The following is a 16,324-nucleotide window of genomic DNA, read 5'->3' on the forward strand; positions in this document are numbered from 1 at the left end:
CATCGCCGGCATCGCCGCCGGCCTGGGCATCGCCGCGCTGCTCTCGAGCATGGGCCTGTCGGGCGCCTTCGCCGAGTTCCTGTCGTCCGCGCTGCTGATCGCCGTGGTCGTGTTCGCCGTGATGTTCATCATCCGCCGCCTGCGCGGCGCGGCGCCGCGTCCGGCCACGCAGGGCGCCTTCGGCGGCGCCAACAACGCGCCTGGCCAACCGCAGCAGCAGCCCATGTGGCGTGAGGCGCTGAAGCCGGCCGCCCCGGCCGCGGCGCCGGTCGCAGCCGCCGCTGCCGCCCCGGCCGCCGTGCTGCCCAAAGCGGGTGACGACAACAACTGGTTCGTGCCCGGCGACTTCGATACGCCCAACTTCCTGAAGCAGGCCAAGGAACAGTTCGTGCGCATCCAGGCCGTGTGGGACAGCGGCAGCACCGACCGCCTGCGCGACTACCTGACCGATGACCTGATCACCGAGCTCAAGCCGCAGCTGGCAGAGCGTGGCGCCGCGCCCAACAAGACCGAAGTGGTGCTGTTGAACGCCGAGCTGCTGGGCATCGAAACCGTGTCCGACGGTCACCTGGCCAGCGTGCGCTTCTCGGGCATGCTGCGCGAAACCCCGGGCGCCGAAGCCTTCCGCTTCGAGGAAGTCTGGAACCTGTTCAAGCCCGCCAACGGCGGCTGGCTGCTGGCCGGCATCCAGCAGATCCCGGTGGAATACGCCAGCTGATCCGGCTGGCGCCATCTCCCTGATATCGCGGCGGCCTCGCGGCCGTCCGTTCCAACCGGCCCCTCAGGGCCGGTTTTTCCATGCGCGGGCGCAAACCGCGCCCAGACTGCCCGGAACACACCCCCATCCAACCCGGTACACTCCCGATTTACCCATCAACTTCGTCAGCCCCGTTGCGCGGGGTCGCGGACTGTCATGTTGCCTTTTTCGTTTCTGCCCACTCCTGCACGGCTGGCCGTCGGCGCGCTCAACGCCCTGTTGAAGCGTGAGGACTGGGCGCGCGAACGCCTGGCCCGCCACGCCGGCAAGACCGTGCGCTTCGCGCTGGGCGGCTTCACCCTGGGCCTGACCATCGACAGCGAGGGGCTGGCGGCCCAGGCCGATGCCGCCGTGGTGCCCGACGTGACCCTGACGGTGGCGCCCGAGAAGCTGCCGCTGCCGCGCCTGGGCGCGGGCGGCGCGGCGCCCGATTTCGCCGAAGCCACGCACATCTCCGGCGACGCCGCGCTGGCGCAGGTGGTGGCGGACCTGTCCAGGCAGTTGCGCTGGGACCCGGAAGACAGCCTGGCCCGGCTGGTGGGCGACATTCCCGCGCTGCGCATCGCCGGCGGGCTGCGCGCGGCCGCCGGCGGCGCGCGCCAGGCCGGCCAGCGCATGGCCGAGAACGTGTCCGAGTACCTGGCCGAGGAAAGCGGCATGTTGCTGGGCCGCCCGGCGCTGGAGCAATGGCGCCTGGACCTGGCCGAGCTGAACGCCCGCGCCGATGCGCTGGCGCGCTCGGCCGCCACCCTGACCAACCGGCTGGCCTCGGCCGCCGCCAAGCGGGGCGCCTGACCTATGTTTCCGTTGCTGCGCCTGTTCCGCATCATTCTGGTTTCGCTGCGCTATGGCCTGGACGAGCTGGTGCTGTCCAGCCTGAACCATCCGCTGGCCACCTGCCTGCTGCGCGTCATCCGCCTGGGCACCCGGCCGCGCCAGCCGCGCGGCCTGCGGCTGCGCCTGGCGCTGGAATCGCTGGGCCCGATCTTCGTGAAGTTCGGCCAGGTGCTGTCCACCCGCCGCGACCTGATTCCGGCCGACATCGCCAACGAACTGGCGCTGCTGCAGGATCGCGTGCCGCCGTTCCCGTCGGCCCAGGCCGCTGCCTGCATCGAGGCCGCGCTGGGCGCGCCGCCCGAAAAGCTGTTCGCGCAGTTCCAGGTGGACCCGGTGGCGTCGGCCTCCATCGCCCAGGTGCACTTCGCGGTGCTGCACGACGGCCGCGAGGTGGCGGTCAAGGTGCTGCGCCCGGGCATGCTCAGCATCATCGAGAAGGACCTGTCGCTGCTCAAGATCGTGGCCCGCATCATCGAGCGCCTGGGCGCCGATGGCCGCCGGCTCAAGCCGCGCGAAGTCGTGGCCGAGTTCGACAAATACCTGCACGACGAACTCGACCTGGTGCGCGAGGCTTCCAACTGCAGCCAGTTGCGCCGCAACTTCGGCCCGGAATCGGGCCGCGGCGACATGCTGATGGTGCCCGAGGTGATCTGGGAGTACACCGCGTCCACCGTGTTCACCATGCAGCGCATGTATGGCGTGCCGGTGGGCCAGGTCGAGCGCATGCGCGCCGCCGGCATCGACATTCCGACCCTGGCGCGCACCGGCGTCGAGATCTTCTTCACCCAGGTGTTCACCGACGGCTTCTTCCACGCCGACATGCACCCGGGCAACATCTACGTGTCCGACCGACCCGAGACGCTGGGCAGCTACATCGCCCTGGACTTCGGCATCGTCGGCTCGCTGTCGGAATTCGACAAGAACTACCTGGCGCAGAACTTCCTGGCCTTCTTCCACCGCGACTACCGCCGCGTGGCGCAATTGCATATCGAGTCCGGCTGGGTGCCGCCCGACACGCGCGAGGAAGAACTGGAGGGCGCGGTGCGCGCCGTCTGCGAACCCTATTTTGACCGGCCGTTGTCCGAGATTTCCCTGGGCCAGGTGCTGTTGCGCCTGTTCCAGACCTCGCGCCGGTTCAATGTGGAGATCCAGCCGCAGCTGGTGCTGCTGCAGAAGACGTTGCTGAACGTCGAAGGCCTGGGGCGGCAGCTCGACCCCAACCTGGATCTCTGGAAGACCGCCAAGCCCTATCTGGAACGCTGGATGCGCCAGCGTGTCGGAATCAAGGGCCTGCGGCAGAGCCTGGAAAAAGAAGCCGCGCAGTGGTCGCAGATGCTGCCGGCGCTTCCCAGGCTGGTCCACGACCACCTGAACCGCCCGAACCTCTCGCCGGCGCTGCTGGCCGAGATGGCGCAGCTGCGGCGGGCCCAGGAACAGAACAACCGGCTCGTCGCGGCGCTGGTTGGCGTGCTGGCCCTGGCCATCGGGGTGGCGTTGTGGGCATTGACCCGATAGGCGGCGCGATGGTGTAAGTGCGATCCCCTGTCATGTTTCATTCATGAAACGGTCATCATAGCTTCGCGGGAGACGGCGAAAAATAGCGCTGGGCAGACCTCTGTGCAGCGTCGCGCCGGCAAGCGCGTGCGCCATTCATCAATTTCTATAGCCCCACTAGCGGGACGAAAACAAGGGCAGAACATGCTTTATCCTGAACTCTTCAAGACCATGGAAGCGGTGCGCTGGAACATGGCGCACGATATTCCCTGGGGCGACTTCGATCGCAGCAAGCTCTCGGACGAGCAGGCGCATACGATCAAGATGAACGCCATCACCGAATGGGCCGCGTTGCCGGCCACCGAGATGTTCCTGCGCGACAATCGCGGCGACAGCGATTTCTGCGCGTTCATGTCGGTGTGGTTCTTCGAAGAACAGAAGCATTCCCTGGTGCTGATCGAATACCTGCGCCGCTTCCGTCCCGACCTGGTGCCTACCGAGGAAGAGCTGCACAACGTGCGCTTCGAATTCGACGTCGCGCCCGAGCTGGAAACGCTGATGCTGCATTTCTGCGGCGAAGTGCGCCTGAACCACTGGTATCGCCGCGCCGCCGAATGGCATACCGAGCCGGTCATCAAGGCCATCTACAAGACCGTGGCGCAGGACGAGGCCCGCCATGCCGGCGCCTACCTGCAGTACATGCGCCGCGCCCTGCACAACCGTGGCGAGGACACCAGCGTCCAGGCGCGCCTGGCGTTCTCCAAGATCGGCGTGCTGATGGCCTCGGCTGGCCGCACCCAGCAGGCGCTGCACCCGACCAACCTGCACGTCAACAAGGACCTGTTCCCCAACGACACGGTGCAGTCGCGCCTGCCCGAGCCGGGCTGGCTGGAGCATTGGCTGGACACCCAGATCCGCTTTGACGGCGTGTGGGAACAGAAGGTCGCCACCCGCATCCTGCACATCCTGTCCAAGCTGATGGACCGCAGCTTCGAGACGGTCAAGGACCTGAACCGCTACCGCAAGGAAATGACGGCGCTGATCGTGCCCAAGGAAAAGGAAATCGTGCTGGCCGGCGCCTGACCGGGCGCCACGGCGGCGCGCGCCGGCCCTGTCCGGGAGCGTCAGATGACCGATGACGGCGGCCACGGCCGCCGTCGTACAATCGCGGCATGCCAGCCGCCCGTTTCGAATCCAAAGTCCTGTCCCGCGACGACTGCGTCGCCGCCGTTGCCACCGGCCGCCTGCCGCGGCCGCTGGTGTTCACCAATGGCGTCTTCGACATCCTGCATCGGGGCCACGCCACCTACCTGGACCAGGCCGCCCAACTGGGCGCCACGCTGATCGTGGCGGTCAACACCGATGAATCGGTGCGCCGCCTGGGCAAGGGCGCCGAGCGCCCGTTGAACCGCATGGAAGACCGCGCCGCGCTGCTGGCGGCGCTGGGCTTTGTCACCGTGGTCACCTCGTTCCACGAGGACACGCCCGAGGCCCTGATCGGCCAGCTCAAGCCGGACCTGATCGTCAAGGGCGGCGACTACGACATGGAAAAGCTGCCCGAGACCGCCCTGGTCAAGACCTGGGGCGGCCGCGCGGTGGCCATTCCGTTCGAGTTCGAGCGTTCCACCACGGCGCTGGTCAAGAAGATCCAGGGCGCCTGAGACGCTGCCGCGCGCTTAGCGCGGTTCGCGCAGCAACCGGTTGATGGCTTCCAGGTCGGACTCGGCCAGGATGCCGCTGGTGGCCTTCAGGCGCAGCCCCGACAGCACCGTGCTGTAGCGCGCCAGCGCCAGGTCGCGCTGGGTGGCGTAGAGCTGCTGCTGGGCGTTGAGCACGTCCAGGTTGATGCGCACGCCCACCTCGTAGCCGGTGCGGTTGGCCTCGACCGCGGCGCGGCTGGACTTCTCGCCGGCTTCCAGCGCCTGGATGCGCACCAGGCCGCTGGTGACGCCGGTGTAGTACTGGCGCGCGGCCTGCACCGCCTGGCGCCGCGCGGCCTCGAAATCGTGGCGGGCCTTCTGCTCCAGCTGCACCTTTTCCGTGACCTGCGAGGACACCCCGCCGCCCGAATACAAGGGAATCGACAGCACCACGCCGATGGTGCTGTCGATCGGCTTGCCGGGGGTGGCATTGCGCATCACCGCGTCGCTGGCGCTGCCGCTGGTGGCGCGCAGGTTCAGGGTGGGGTAGTGGCCGCTCTTGGCGATCTGGATCTCGCGGCCGGCGATGCGCGTCAGCAGCTGGGCGCGCAGCACCTCCAGGCTGGAGGATTCGGCCTGGTTGCTCCAGTCGGCCACGCGGGCCGGCTGCGGCGCGGGCAACTGCACACCCGGAGGCAGTTCGGCCAGCGCGCCGGGGGCGGTGCCGATGATCCTGGCCAGTTCATCGCGGCGCACGTCCAGGTCGTTCTGCAGGCGCAGTTCCTGCGCCACCACCAGGTCGTAGCGCGCCTGCGCCTCGTAGGTGTCGGTGATGGTGGCGTTGCCCAGCTCGAAGTTGCGCTTGGCCGACTCCAGCTGGCCGGCCACGGCGGCCTTTTCGGCCTCGGTGGCGGTCAGGGCGTCCTGGGCATACAGCACGTTGAAATAGGCGTCGGCCACGCGCAGCAGCAGGTCCTGGTAGGCCTGCTGCAATTGCACCTCGACATCGGCGACGATGAGCTTGGACTGTTCGTGGTTCTGCCAGCGGCCCCAGTCGAACAGCGGCTGGGTCAGCGCCAGGTCCCAGACGCCACGGCCGCCGCTGTAGGCCATGCTCAGGCCGCGGGTGCTGCGGGTTTCCTGGTAGGCGCCGCCGACGCCGGCCGAGACCTCGGGCAGCAGCAGGGCGCGCGCCTGCGGTTCCTTTTCCAGCCCGGCGCGGTAATTGGCGCGGGCCGCCGCATAGATGGGGTCATTGCCCAGGGCGGATTGCCACACCTGCAGCAGATTCTGCGCGCACGCGACAGACGGGCCGACACTTGCGGCGGAGGTAAAAACCAGTAAAGCCGTAAGCAGTCGGACGCGCATGATCTGTCAGGGGGAGGGGTGCTGCTCCAGGGAATCCAGGGCGGGAGCCCGTGTGGCCGGGCGGGCCGGCGTGGCGGGGCCGCACGGCCCCGCCTGGGAACTCAGAACTTGAACTGCGACACCGTGGCGCCGCGCAGGGGCTTGATGACCGTTTCGAACAGATTGACGGTCTCGAAGCTGGCGGCGGTGGTGCGGGTGATGCGACAGGCCGTCATGACGGGGGCCTGGCCGACGACGACGACCAGGCGGCCGCCCACGCGCAGCTGGTACTTGAGCGCGTCGGGCACGACCGGCACCGAACCCGTCACCAGGATCGCGTCATATTCGGTGGAACCCCAGCCGTTGCGGCCGTCGCCGGTTTCGACCTTGACGTTGGTGACGTTGTTCATCTGCAGGTTCTGCTGCGCGAACGTGACCAGGCGGCTGTCGATCTCGACCGAGGTGACCTGCTGCGCCAGGTAGCCCAGCAGCGCGGCCTGATAGCCGGAGCCAGTGCCGATTTCCAGCACGCAGTCGGATTTGCTCAGTTGCAGTTCCTGGGCCAGGCGGGCTTCGACCTTGGGGGCGAGCATGGTCTGGCGGGTATTGACCGCGTTGATTTCCAGCGGCAGTTCCAGGTCGGAAAACGCCAGGGCGCGCAGGGCCGGCGGAACGAACTGTTCGCGGCGCACATCGAACAGTGCTTGCAGCACGTTGGCGTCCAGGACGTCCCACGGGCGGATCTGCTGTTCCACCATGTTGAAGCGGGCTTGTTCTACGTCGGGCAGGGTCGAAGCGTTCATGACGGTCAGGAAAAAAGCGGAGGAATCAGCCGACCATTGTACCGATTCGTAGCGTCCTGTGACGCCGGGGAGCGGGCCGCCTGGTTACACGCCCGGAAACGGGCCGGCGGTCGCGGCGCTTTCGGACGCAATCCCGGCCAGCCGGGCGGACGGGAGGAGAGTGCGGGGAGTCGGGTTACATCGGCCCTGGCGGCCGGCCGGGGCGGGGGACCGGGTGCGAAGTCCGATTCCGCCCCGCCGGTCTCACCACCAGGCGTGGAAGTGGTGCACCGGGCCATGGCCGGAGCCGACCGACAGGCGCTCGGCGTGGCGGATGGCTTCGGTCAGGTAGGCCTTGGCGCGGCGCGCCGCCTCGGGCACGTCCTCGACCTGGGGCAGCAGGGCGGCCAGGGCGGCCGACAGGGTGCAGCCGGTGCCGTGGGTGTTGGCGGTCTCGATGCGGTGACCCGGCAGCTCGATCATGCGGTCGCCGTCGTGCAGCAGGTCGATGGTGTCGTTGCCGGGCAGGTGGCCGCCCTTGACCATGACCCAGCGCTGGCCGGAATGCGCCAGCTTGTTGCGCAGGCGCTCGGCCACGCGCCGCATTTCCTTGACCGTCTCCACCGGCCGCTCTTCCAGCAGCACGCCGGCCTCGGGCAGGTTCGGGGTCAGCAGCGTGGCCTGCGGCAGCAGCGCTTCGCGCATGGCGCCGACGGCATCGCGTTCCAGCAGCAGGTCGCCGCTCTTGGCGACCATGACCGGGTCCAGCACCACGTGCACCGGGGTCCACTTGGCCAGCTTCTCGGCCACCACCTGGATCACCGGCTGCTGGCCCAGCATGCCGATCTTGACCGCGTCGATGCGCACGTCGGCGAACAGGGTGTCGATCTGCTGGCCGACGAAGGCCGGCGGCACCGGCGAGATGCCGCTGACGCCCTGGGTGTTCTGCGCGGTGAGCGCGGCGATGACGGCGCAGCCATAGGCGCCCAGGGCGCTCATGGCCTTGACGTCGGCCAGGATGCCGGCGCCGCCGGACGGGTCGACGCCGGCGATGGTCAGCGCGTTGGGGATCGGGCGGCCAGTGGCGGCCGGCTGGCGGCTGCTCATTTGGCGGCGCCGGGGGCGGCGGTGATCAGGCCTTCGGTCGGCGAGCTGGGCGCGCCGCTGTAGAGCTTTTTCGGCATGCGGCCGGCCAGGAATGCCTCGCGGCCGGACTCGACGCCCTTTTTCATGGCGCTGGCCATCAGCACCGGGTCGCGCGCGGCGGCGATGGCGGTGTTCATCAGCACGGCGTCGCAGCCCAGTTCCATGGCGATGGCGGCATCCGAGGCGGTGCCCACGCCGGCGTCCACCACCACCGGCACGCGCGCCTGGTCGATGATCAGGCGCAGGTTCCAGGGGTTCAGGATGCCCATGCCGGAGCCGATCAGCGAGGCCAGCGGCATCACGGCCACGGCGCCCATGTCTTCGAGCATGCGGCACTGGATGGGATCGTCGGTGCAATAGACCATGACCTGGAAGCCCTCATCCACCAGCGTCTTGGTGGCCTTGAGGGTTTCGGGCATGTTGGGGAACAGCGTGTGCGGATCGCCAAGCACTTCCAGCTTGACCAGGGCGTGGCCGTCCAGCAGCTCGCGCGCCAGGCGCAGCGTGCGCACGGCGTCGTCGGCCGAATAGCAGCCGGCGGTGTTGGGCAGCAGCGTGAACTTGGACATCGGCACGTAGTCGAGCAGATTGGGCTCGCCCGGGTTCTGGCCGATGTTGGTGCGGCGGATGGCGACCGTGACGATCTCGGTGCCGCTGGCATCCAGCGCCGCGCGGGTCTGTTCGAAATCCTTGTACTTGCCGGTGCCGACGAGCAGGCGCGACGAGTAGGCGCGGCCGGCGATGGTGAGAGTGTCTTGAGTGGTCATGGCGATGCTTCAAAGGGCGGGCGCGCGCAGCGGGACCCGCGGGGGCTGGCTGATCATCGGGCGGATCAATGGGTTGATCCCGGTTAGGCGAATCATAAAGCACGGCGCGGCGCGCCTGCGCGAAAGGCCACGTTGGCGCGTTCCAGAAATCGCGCTTGCCGCGCAGCGGTGGCCGGTGCGAATGACCGGGGCGCGGGCAGGGGTATCCGGGGAGCGCGCCGCGCCGCATGGGGATGGCGATAGCTCGGCCGCGCGTGCCGCGATGTCCAGGGCCTGCGCGAGACGCCCCTGGATGCCCCTACGCCTCAGGGCTGGCGCAACCGGTCCAGGTCGGCGCACAACTGTTCGGCCGCATCGATCAGGCGCGGACCGGGGCGGTACAGCGCGTCGGCGTCGATGCCGTAGACGTGGCCCGCCAACGCCGCCGGCAGGCCCATGGCGCGCCAGGCGGCCAGGTTGCGGGCGGTGTCGGCGGGCGCGGAGACGCCGGCCAGCACCGCATCGGGCCGCGCCGCCAGCACGCTTTCCAGGCCGACCTGCGGGGCCACCACCGGCGCCTGGGCGAAGACGTTGACGCCGCCGCACAGGCGCAGCGCGTCGCTGACGATGCTGGCGTGGTTCAGCGTGTAGATGGGGTCCAGGCCCGCCTGCACGAAGACCCGCACCGGCGCGCGGCCGGCGTAGCGCGCGGCCAGCGCGTCCAGGCGCGCGCGCAGGGCCTGGGCGGCGGGGCCGGCCTGCGCCTCGGTGCCGAACAGCACGCCCAGGCGTTCGACCGCGTCGGGAATGGCCGCGAGCGTCTGCGGGTCGCTGTAGTAGACCGCCACGCCGAGCTTGTCCATCACGCGCGCCAGCGGCGCGGCGGCGGACGGCTGCCAGGCGATCACCAGGTCCGGACGGGTGGCGGCCACGCGCTCGGGATCGGGCTGGGTGCCGTCGCCGATGACCGGCAGGGCGCGGGCCGCGGGCGGATAGTCGCTGCCGCGGATCGTGGCGACCAGGTAGGCGCCTGCGCCGGCCGCGTAGACCAGTTCGGTGGCGTGCGGCGCCAGGGTCACCGCGCGCCGCGCCGGGGCGGCCAGGGTGACGTCGCGGCCGCGGTCGTCGCGCGCGTGGATCGCCGCCGGAGCTTCGACCGAGGTCGCGGCTGCAGTCTTGGGCGAGGGGGCGGCCGCCGCCGGCCCCGGGGCGCACAGCAGCCCCAGGACGGCGAACGGAACGGCGCGGACGAACGTCATGCGAGGGATCGATACGGTCGGCGTGGAGGAACGCCGACTATATCGGATCGCTGCTTAGTAGCGCACCGTGAGGGAGGCGTAGAAGTTGCGGCCGGGCGCGGGGTACAGGTTGTAGTTGGCAACCGGGCCCAGCATCTGGAACGAGGCATCGCCGCCACGGATGCCGTAGGTGGCGTACTTGCGGTCCAGCAGGTTGTTGATGCCGAACGCGCCTTCGATGTTGCGGGTGAACTTGTAGGCCACCTTGGTATTGAAGAGCACGTAGGCGTCCAGCTGCGTGTCGAACTGGTTGGCCTGGTCGTTGTCCATGCGCGACTTGCCCACGTACTGCGCCGTCACGTTCCACAGGAACGCGTCGGTGGGGCGCCAGGTCACGCCGGCGTTGGCCAGCCACTTGGGCGCCAGCGGCACGGTCTTGCCCGCCAGGTCGACGCCGCCATAGGTGCCCGAGCGGAATTGCGCTTCCATCCAGGTCAGGTTGGCGTCCAGCGTCAGGCTGCTGGTCAGCTTGTGGTGGCCTTCCAGTTCGATGCCCTGGCGACGGGTCGGATCCAGGTTGGTGTTGGCGCCGGTGCCCGGACCCCACATGCCGTCGGCCAGCGGGTTGTACTGGATCTCGTTGGTCAGGTCATAGCGGAACCACGACAGGCGCGCGCTGGTGCTGTCCGAGGCCCAGGTCACGCCCAGTTCCTTGTCGGTGGACGTCTGCGGCGCCAGCGGCGATTGCACCGACAGGGCTTCGTCGGCATTGGGCAGGCGGAAGCTGCGGCCGACCTTGCCGTACAGGCCGAAGCCGGCCGGCAGGTCCTGGCGCACGCCGAGCTGCCAGGCGGTCAGGTGGTGGCCCTTGTCGGATTCCTCGCCCGAGCCGGAAATCACTTCCAGCTTGTCGGAGGCGTACTGGCGGCGCGCGCCCAGGGTGACGTAGGTGCTGTCGGTGGCGCGGATCTGGCCTTCGGCGAACAGGCCGTACTGATGCTGGCGCGACTGCCACTTGGAGGGGGCGAAGTCGTAGTAGGCGTTCTGGTCGGCGGAGGTCTTGGCTTCCTGCGCGTCGGCGCCGAACACCACGCTGTGACCGCCGTTGATCGGCAGGCGGTAGCGCAGGCTGGCCAGGTTCTCTTCCAGCTTCTGCTGGCGCAGCGTGTCGCCGAAACCGTCGTACGACAGGCCGTTGAGCTTCTTCTCGCGGGTCGAGGCGTCGGCGTACAGCGTGCCCACGCCGAGCTGCTGCTCGACCTGCAGGCCGAAGGTGGTGGTGGTGGTCTTGACGAAGTCGACCTTGTTCTTGGCGCCGCGCGGGTCGCTTTCGAACTGGTTCTCGCCCGTGGTCGGGTTGATCAGGCGCGGGCCCGGCAGGTCCAGCTTCTGCGTGGTGGTGTTGCCATACAGGCGGATCGAGCCGTTGTCGTGGCGGAAAGTGATGCTGCCGCCGCCGCCCTCGCGGCTCTCGCCGCTGTGCTCGCGGTAGCCGTCGCTGTGCAGCGACTGCATGTAGGCGTCCACGCCCACCTTCTGGTTGTTCAGCGCCACGGCGGCGTCGTACTGGCGCAGGCCGTAGCTGCCGAAGGTGGCGGTGGCGCGGGCCGTTACCGGCTCCTTGGCGAAGTCCTTGCGGGTGATGATGTTGATCACGCCGCCGGTGGTGCCGCCGCCGTATTGCACCGAGCCGCTGCCGCGCACGATTTCGACGCGTTCGACCTGGTCCAGCGGCACCACGCCCAGGCTGGGGGCGGACAGATCGTTGGTGTTCTGCTTGACGCCGTCGATCATGATCAGCGTGTTGCTGGCGCCGGTGATGCCGAAGCCGCGCAGGTCGACGATGGCGTTGTCGCTGGCGCTGGTGGTGTTGACCAGGTGGATGCCGGCCTGCGTCGACAGCAGGTCCTGCATGGTGCGGGCGCTGCTGGCGGCGATGTCTTCGGCGGTGATGACGGAGATCGACACTGGCAGGGTGCGGCCATCGCTGGGCACGCGCTGGGCGGTGACGGTGACGGTGTCGAGTTCGGGAGTGGCGGCTTGCTGGGCGGCCGAGAGGGCCGGGGCGGAACAGAGCAGGGCGCCAGCGTAGCGCCGGATGGAGCGGGATTTCATCTACAAGACCTCGATGCGACCCGCGACCCCGCAGGTCAATCACGATGGGGAGGAAACCCGGGGCCACGCCGCGATCCCTGGGGAGCGGGCGCCGGACGGGCGTCCTGGCGATCGAACAGGCCGGTATCGGGCTGCCATGGGCGCATCGCGCGCATGGGGACCGTTGCGGGGGCAGCACAGGCTGGATATCCGGGCCAGCCGGCCTTGTGGGCGGCGGGGCGGGCGTCTTCCTGTTTCCCGTTTACCTTTCGCGCGCGGACCGGCAAGTGTTGCGTTCTTGCCTGTCCCAGTGCGCCGAAAGCACCGGTTCGGGGCCGAAACTGTATCACCGCGGGCCCTAGCGGGGTCCGATTTGTTACGATCAGGGGTTGATTTTTCGGCCTTTATCGCTTTTTAGCGACATTTGCGCGGCCGCTTTCGTTGCCCAACCCTCCTTTCGGACCTGAACGTGTCGTATCCCCGCCTGCCTTACCCGCCCGAGAGCTTCACCCGCGGCGGCGATTTCGCCCGCCTGCTGGGCCAGCGCATCCTGATCCTGGACGGCGCCATGGGCACGATGATCCAGCGCTACAAGCTGGGCGAGGCCGATTTCCGCGGCGAGCGCTTCGCCGGCCATGGCAAGGACCTGAAGGGCGACAACGAACTGCTGTCGCTGGTGCGGCCGGACGTGATCTCGGAGATCCACCGCCAGTACCTGGAAGCCGGCGCCGACGTCATCGAGACCAACACCTTCGGCGCCACCTCGATCGCGCAGGGCGACTACGACCTGCCGGAACTGGCCTACGAGCTGAACCTGGTGTCCGCGCAACTGGCGCGCCAGGCCTGTGACCAGTACAGCACGCCGGACAAGCCGCGCTTCGTGGCCGGCGCGCTCGGCCCGCAGCCCAAGACGGCGTCGATCTCGCCCGACGTGAACGACCCGGGCGCGCGCAACGTCACCTTCGACGAGCTGCGCGTGGCCTACGTTGAACAGCTCAACGGCCTGCTCGATGGCGGCATCGACATCGTCCTGATCGAAACCATCTTCGACACGCTCAACGCCAAGGCGGCGATCTTCGCCACCGAGGAAGTGTTCGAGCAGCGCGGCATCCGCCTGCCGGTGATGATCTCGGGCACCGTCACCGACGCCTCCGGCCGCATCCTGTCGGGCCAGACCGTCGAGGCCTTCTGGAACTCGGTGCGCCATGCGCGGCCGGTCACCATCGGCCTGAACTGCGCGCTGGGCGCGGCGCTGATGCGCCCGTACGTGGCCGAGCTGTCCAAGATCTGCGACACCTACGTCTGTGTCTACCCCAACGCCGGCCTGCCCAACCCGATGGCCGAGACCGGCTTTGACGAGACCCCGGCCGACACTTCCGCGCTGCTGGAGGAATTCGCCCGCGCCGGGCTGGTGAACATGTCCGGCGGCTGCTGCGGCACCACGCCCGACCACATCCGCGCGATTGCCGACAAGGTTGCGGCGCTGACGCCGCGGGTGGTGCCGGAGATCCCGGTCAAGACCCGCCTGTCGGGCCTGGAGCCGCTGAACATCGACGAGGACACGCTGTTCGTGAACGTGGGCGAACGCACCAACGTCACCGGCAGCAAGATGTTCGCGCGCCTGATCCGCGAAGAGAAATACGACGAGGCGCTGGCGGTGGCCCGCCAGCAGGTCGAGAACGGCGCGCAGATCATCGACATCAACATGGACGAGGCCATGCTGGATTCGGTGGCGTGCATGCACCGCTTCCTGAACCTGATCGCCTCCGAACCCGACATCGCGCGCGTGCCGGTGATGATCGACAGCTCCAAGTGGGACGTCATCGAGACCGGCCTGAAGTGCGTGCAGGGCAAGCCGGTGGTCAACTCGATCTCGATGAAGGAAGGCCTGGAGCCGTTCCGCCACCACGCCCGCCTGTGCCGCCGCTACGGCGCGGCGGTGGTGGTGATGGCGTTCGACGAATTGGGCCAGGCCGACACGCTGGAGCGCCGCAAGGAAATCTGCGGCCGCGCCTACAAGATCCTGGTCGAGGAAGAGGGTTTCCCGCCGGAAGACATCATTTTCGATCCCAACGTGTTCGCGGTCGCCACCGGCATCGACGAGCACAACCATTACGCCGTCGACTTCATCGAGGGCACGCGCTGGATCCGCGAGAACCTGCCCCACGCCCGCATCTCGGGCGGGGTCTCGAACGTGAGCTTCTCGTTCCGCGGCAACGAGCCGATGCGCGAGGCCATCCACACCGTGTTCCTGTATTACGCGGTCAAGGAAGGCATGACGATGGGCATCGTCAACGCCGGCCAGTTGGGCGTCTACGCCGATCTGGATCCCCAGCTGCGCGACCTGGTCGAGGACGTGGTGCTGGACCGCGCCGAGCCGGTCGGCAAGACCGACCCGGCCGACGAACGCACGCCGACCGAGCGCCTGGTGCAGTTCGCCGACACGGTGAAGGGCTCGGGCGCCAAGAAGGAAGAAGACCTGGCCTGGCGCAATGCGGAGGTCGAGGCGCGCCTGTCGCACGCTTTGGTGCACGGCATTACCGCGTTCATCGTCGAGGACACCGAAGAGGTGCGCCAGAAGATCGCCGCGCGCGGCGGCCGTCCGATCGAGGTGATCGAAGGCCCGCTGATGGACGGCATGAACGTGGTGGGCGACCTGTTCGGCGCCGGCAAGATGTTCCTGCCGCAGGTGGTGAAGTCGGCGCGCGTGATGAAGCAGGCCGTGGCCCACCTGATCCCCTTCATCGAAGAGGAAAAGCGCCAGATCGCGGCCGCCGGCGGCGACGTGCGCGCCAAGGGCAAGATCGTCATCGCCACCGTCAAGGGCGACGTGCACGACATCGGCAAGAACATCGTGTCGGTGGTCCTGCAGTGCAACAACTTCGAAGTGGTGAACATGGGCGTGATGGTGCCCTGCGCCCAGATTCTGGAGAAGGCCAAGGAAGAGAATGCCGACATCGTCGGCCTGTCCGGTCTGATCACGCCCAGCCTGGAAGAGATGGCCTACGTCGCCTCGGAAATGCAGCGCGACGAGTATTTCCGCAGCCGCAAGGTGCCGCTGATGATCGGCGGCGCCACCACCAGCCGCGTGCACACGGCCGTGAAGATCGCGCCCAACTACGAAGGCCCGGTGATCTACGTGCCGGACGCCAGCCGTTCGGTGGGCGTGGCCACCAGCCTGATGTCCGACCAGGCGGACGCCTACCTGGCGGAGCTGGCCGAGGAATACGAGGACGTGCGCCGCCGCCACGCCAACCGCAAGGCCGCGCCGATCCTGCCGCTGGCCGAGGCGCGCGCCTCGCGCCCGCGGATCGACTGGGACAGCTACACGCCGCCGCGCCCCAAGTTCATCGGCCGCCGCACCTTCAAGAGCTATGACCTGGCCGAGATTGCCAAGTACGTGGACTGGGGCCCGTTCTTCCAGACCTGGAGCCTGTTCGGCCCGTTCCCGGCGATCCTGGACGACAAGGTGGTGGGCGAGCAGGCGCGCAAGGTCTACGCCGACGGCCAGGCCATGATGAAACGCATCGTCGAGGGCCGCTGGCTGACCGCCAACGGCGTGGTCGGCTTCTATCCGGCCAACAGCGTCAACGACGAGGACATCGAGGTCTACAAGGACGAGAGCCGCAGCGAGGTGCTGTTCACCTATCGCAACCTGCGCCAGCAGGGCGCCAAGCGCGAGGGCGTCAGCAACAAGTCGCTGTCGGACTTCATCGCGCCCAAATCCAGCGGCAAGCTCGACTACATCGGCATGTTCGCGGTGACGGCCGGCATCGGCATCGAGAAGAAGGAAGCCGAGTTCGAGAAGGCGCTGGACGACTATTCCGGCATCATGCTCAAGTCGCTGGCCGACCGCCTGGCCGAAGCCTTCGCCGAATGCCTGCACGCCCGCGTGCGCCAGGACCTGTGGGGCTACGCGCCGGACGAGGCGCTGTCCAACGACGACATGATCGCCGAGAAGTACGTCGGCATCCGCCCGGCGCCGGGCTATCCGGCCTGCCCGGAGCATGTGGTCAAGACCGACATGTTCCGCGTGCTGGACGGCGCCGACATCGGCATGATGCTGACCGACAGCTACGCCATGTTCCCGGCCTCGAGCGTGTCGGGCTTCTACTTCAGCCATCCGCAGTCGCAGTACTTCAACGTCGGCATCATCGGCGAAGACCAGTTGCAGGACTACGCCGCGCGCAGCGGCCGCAGCATCGAGGATCTGAAGCGCACGCTGGCGCCGAACCTGGGCTGA

At 68.4% G+C, this 16,324-nt stretch carries 12 protein-coding genes; 6 read left to right on the forward strand and 6 right to left on the reverse strand.

Annotation, left to right across the window (positions count from 1 at the left end):
• From AruCF_RS01565 to AruCF_RS01585, 5 genes are all read left to right on the forward strand, one after another.
• A partial coding sequence (locus AruCF_RS01565) for a Tim44 domain-containing protein (protein WP_254431165.1) occupies positions 1-718 on the forward strand: 718 nt, incomplete at its 5' end.
• A gap of 195 nt (positions 719-913) precedes the next feature.
• A complete protein-coding gene (locus AruCF_RS01570; RefSeq protein ID WP_049070944.1) occupies positions 914-1,552 on the forward strand; it encodes a ubiquinone biosynthesis accessory factor UbiJ in 639 nt (212 codons plus the stop codon).
• Between the two features lie 3 nt (positions 1,553-1,555).
• The gene (gene ubiB, locus AruCF_RS01575) at positions 1,556-3,109 is read left to right on the forward strand and encodes a ubiquinone biosynthesis regulatory protein kinase UbiB (RefSeq protein WP_049070945.1); all 1,554 of its coding nucleotides are present in this window, start codon (positions 1,556-1,558) and stop codon (positions 3,107-3,109) included.
• Positions 3,110-3,292: 183 nt separating this feature from the next.
• On the forward strand, positions 3,293-4,171 hold the full coding sequence (locus AruCF_RS01580; RefSeq protein WP_049070947.1) for a ferritin family protein: 879 nt from the start codon (positions 3,293-3,295) through the stop codon (positions 4,169-4,171).
• Between the two features lie 89 nt (positions 4,172-4,260).
• Positions 4,261-4,749, forward strand: a complete 489-nt coding sequence (locus AruCF_RS01585) for an adenylyltransferase/cytidyltransferase family protein (RefSeq protein ID WP_049070948.1) — start codon at positions 4,261-4,263, stop codon at positions 4,747-4,749.
• A gap of 15 nt (positions 4,750-4,764) precedes the next feature.
• Here AruCF_RS01585 and AruCF_RS01590 read toward each other — a convergent pair whose 3' ends face one another.
• The 6 genes from AruCF_RS01590 to AruCF_RS01615 form a co-directional block, all read right to left on the reverse strand.
• The gene (locus AruCF_RS01590) at positions 4,765-6,096 is read right to left on the reverse strand and encodes a TolC family outer membrane protein (RefSeq protein WP_083036502.1); all 1,332 of its coding nucleotides are present in this window, start codon (positions 6,094-6,096) and stop codon (positions 4,765-4,767) included.
• 101 nt (positions 6,097-6,197) lie between these two features.
• On the reverse strand, positions 6,198-6,878 hold the full coding sequence (locus tag AruCF_RS01595) for a protein-L-isoaspartate O-methyltransferase family protein (RefSeq protein WP_006386870.1): 681 nt from the start codon (positions 6,876-6,878) through the stop codon (positions 6,198-6,200).
• 243 nt (positions 6,879-7,121) lie between these two features.
• A complete protein-coding gene (gene thiD, locus AruCF_RS01600) occupies positions 7,122-7,964 on the reverse strand; it encodes a bifunctional hydroxymethylpyrimidine kinase/phosphomethylpyrimidine kinase (RefSeq protein WP_049070952.1) in 843 nt (280 codons plus the stop codon).
• Positions 7,961-8,770 carry a thiazole synthase gene (locus AruCF_RS01605; RefSeq protein WP_006386872.1) on the reverse strand — a complete coding sequence of 270 codons (810 nt, stop codon included), beginning with the start codon at positions 8,768-8,770 and terminating at the stop codon, positions 7,961-7,963. Before AruCF_RS01605 ends, thiD begins: the two co-directional genes overlap by 4 nt.
• Before the next feature lie 305 nt (positions 8,771-9,075).
• Positions 9,076-10,008: a cobalamin-binding protein gene (locus AruCF_RS01610; RefSeq protein ID WP_049070953.1), complete on the reverse strand. Its 933-nt coding sequence runs from the start codon at positions 10,006-10,008 to the stop codon at positions 9,076-9,078.
• Positions 10,009-10,062: 54 nt separating this feature from the next.
• On the reverse strand, positions 10,063-12,102 hold the full coding sequence (locus tag AruCF_RS01615) for a TonB-dependent receptor (protein WP_049070954.1): 2,040 nt from the start codon (positions 12,100-12,102) through the stop codon (positions 10,063-10,065).
• A gap of 448 nt (positions 12,103-12,550) precedes the next feature.
• On the opposite strand from AruCF_RS01615, the gene metH reads away from it, so the two are divergent.
• On the forward strand, positions 12,551-16,324 hold the full coding sequence (metH, locus tag AruCF_RS01620) for a methionine synthase (protein WP_049070955.1): 3,774 nt from the start codon (positions 12,551-12,553) through the stop codon (positions 16,322-16,324).

Origin of the sequence: Achromobacter ruhlandii (assembly GCF_002082135.1) — a bacterium.
Classification (GTDB): domain Bacteria; phylum Pseudomonadota; class Gammaproteobacteria; order Burkholderiales; family Burkholderiaceae_B; genus Achromobacter; species Achromobacter ruhlandii.

What these genes read in the sequence shown, in the direction of transcription:
- AruCF_RS01570 (WP_049070944.1), top strand. Translation starts at nt 914, where the DNA reads ATGTTGCCTTTTTCGTTTCTGCCCACTCCTGCACGGCTGGCCGTCGGC.
- ubiB (WP_049070945.1), top strand. Translation starts at nt 1,556, where the DNA reads ATGTTTCCGTTGCTGCGCCTGTTCCGCATCATTCTGGTTTCGCTGCGC.
- AruCF_RS01580 (WP_049070947.1), top strand. Translation starts at nt 3,293, where the DNA reads ATGCTTTATCCTGAACTCTTCAAGACCATGGAAGCGGTGCGCTGGAAC.
- AruCF_RS01585 (WP_049070948.1), top strand. Translation starts at nt 4,261, where the DNA reads ATGCCAGCCGCCCGTTTCGAATCCAAAGTCCTGTCCCGCGACGACTGC.
- AruCF_RS01590 (WP_083036502.1), bottom strand. Translation starts at nt 6,096, where the DNA reads ATGCGCGTCCGACTGCTTACGGCTTTACTGGTTTTTACCTCCGCCGCA.
- AruCF_RS01595 (WP_006386870.1), bottom strand. Translation starts at nt 6,878, where the DNA reads ATGAACGCTTCGACCCTGCCCGACGTAGAACAAGCCCGCTTCAACATG.
- thiD (WP_049070952.1), bottom strand. Translation starts at nt 7,964, where the DNA reads ATGAGCAGCCGCCAGCCGGCCGCCACTGGCCGCCCGATCCCCAACGCG.
- AruCF_RS01605 (WP_006386872.1), bottom strand. Translation starts at nt 8,770, where the DNA reads ATGACCACTCAAGACACTCTCACCATCGCCGGCCGCGCCTACTCGTCG.
- AruCF_RS01610 (WP_049070953.1), bottom strand. Translation starts at nt 10,008, where the DNA reads ATGACGTTCGTCCGCGCCGTTCCGTTCGCCGTCCTGGGGCTGCTGTGC.
- AruCF_RS01615 (WP_049070954.1), bottom strand. Translation starts at nt 12,102, where the DNA reads ATGAAATCCCGCTCCATCCGGCGCTACGCTGGCGCCCTGCTCTGTTCC.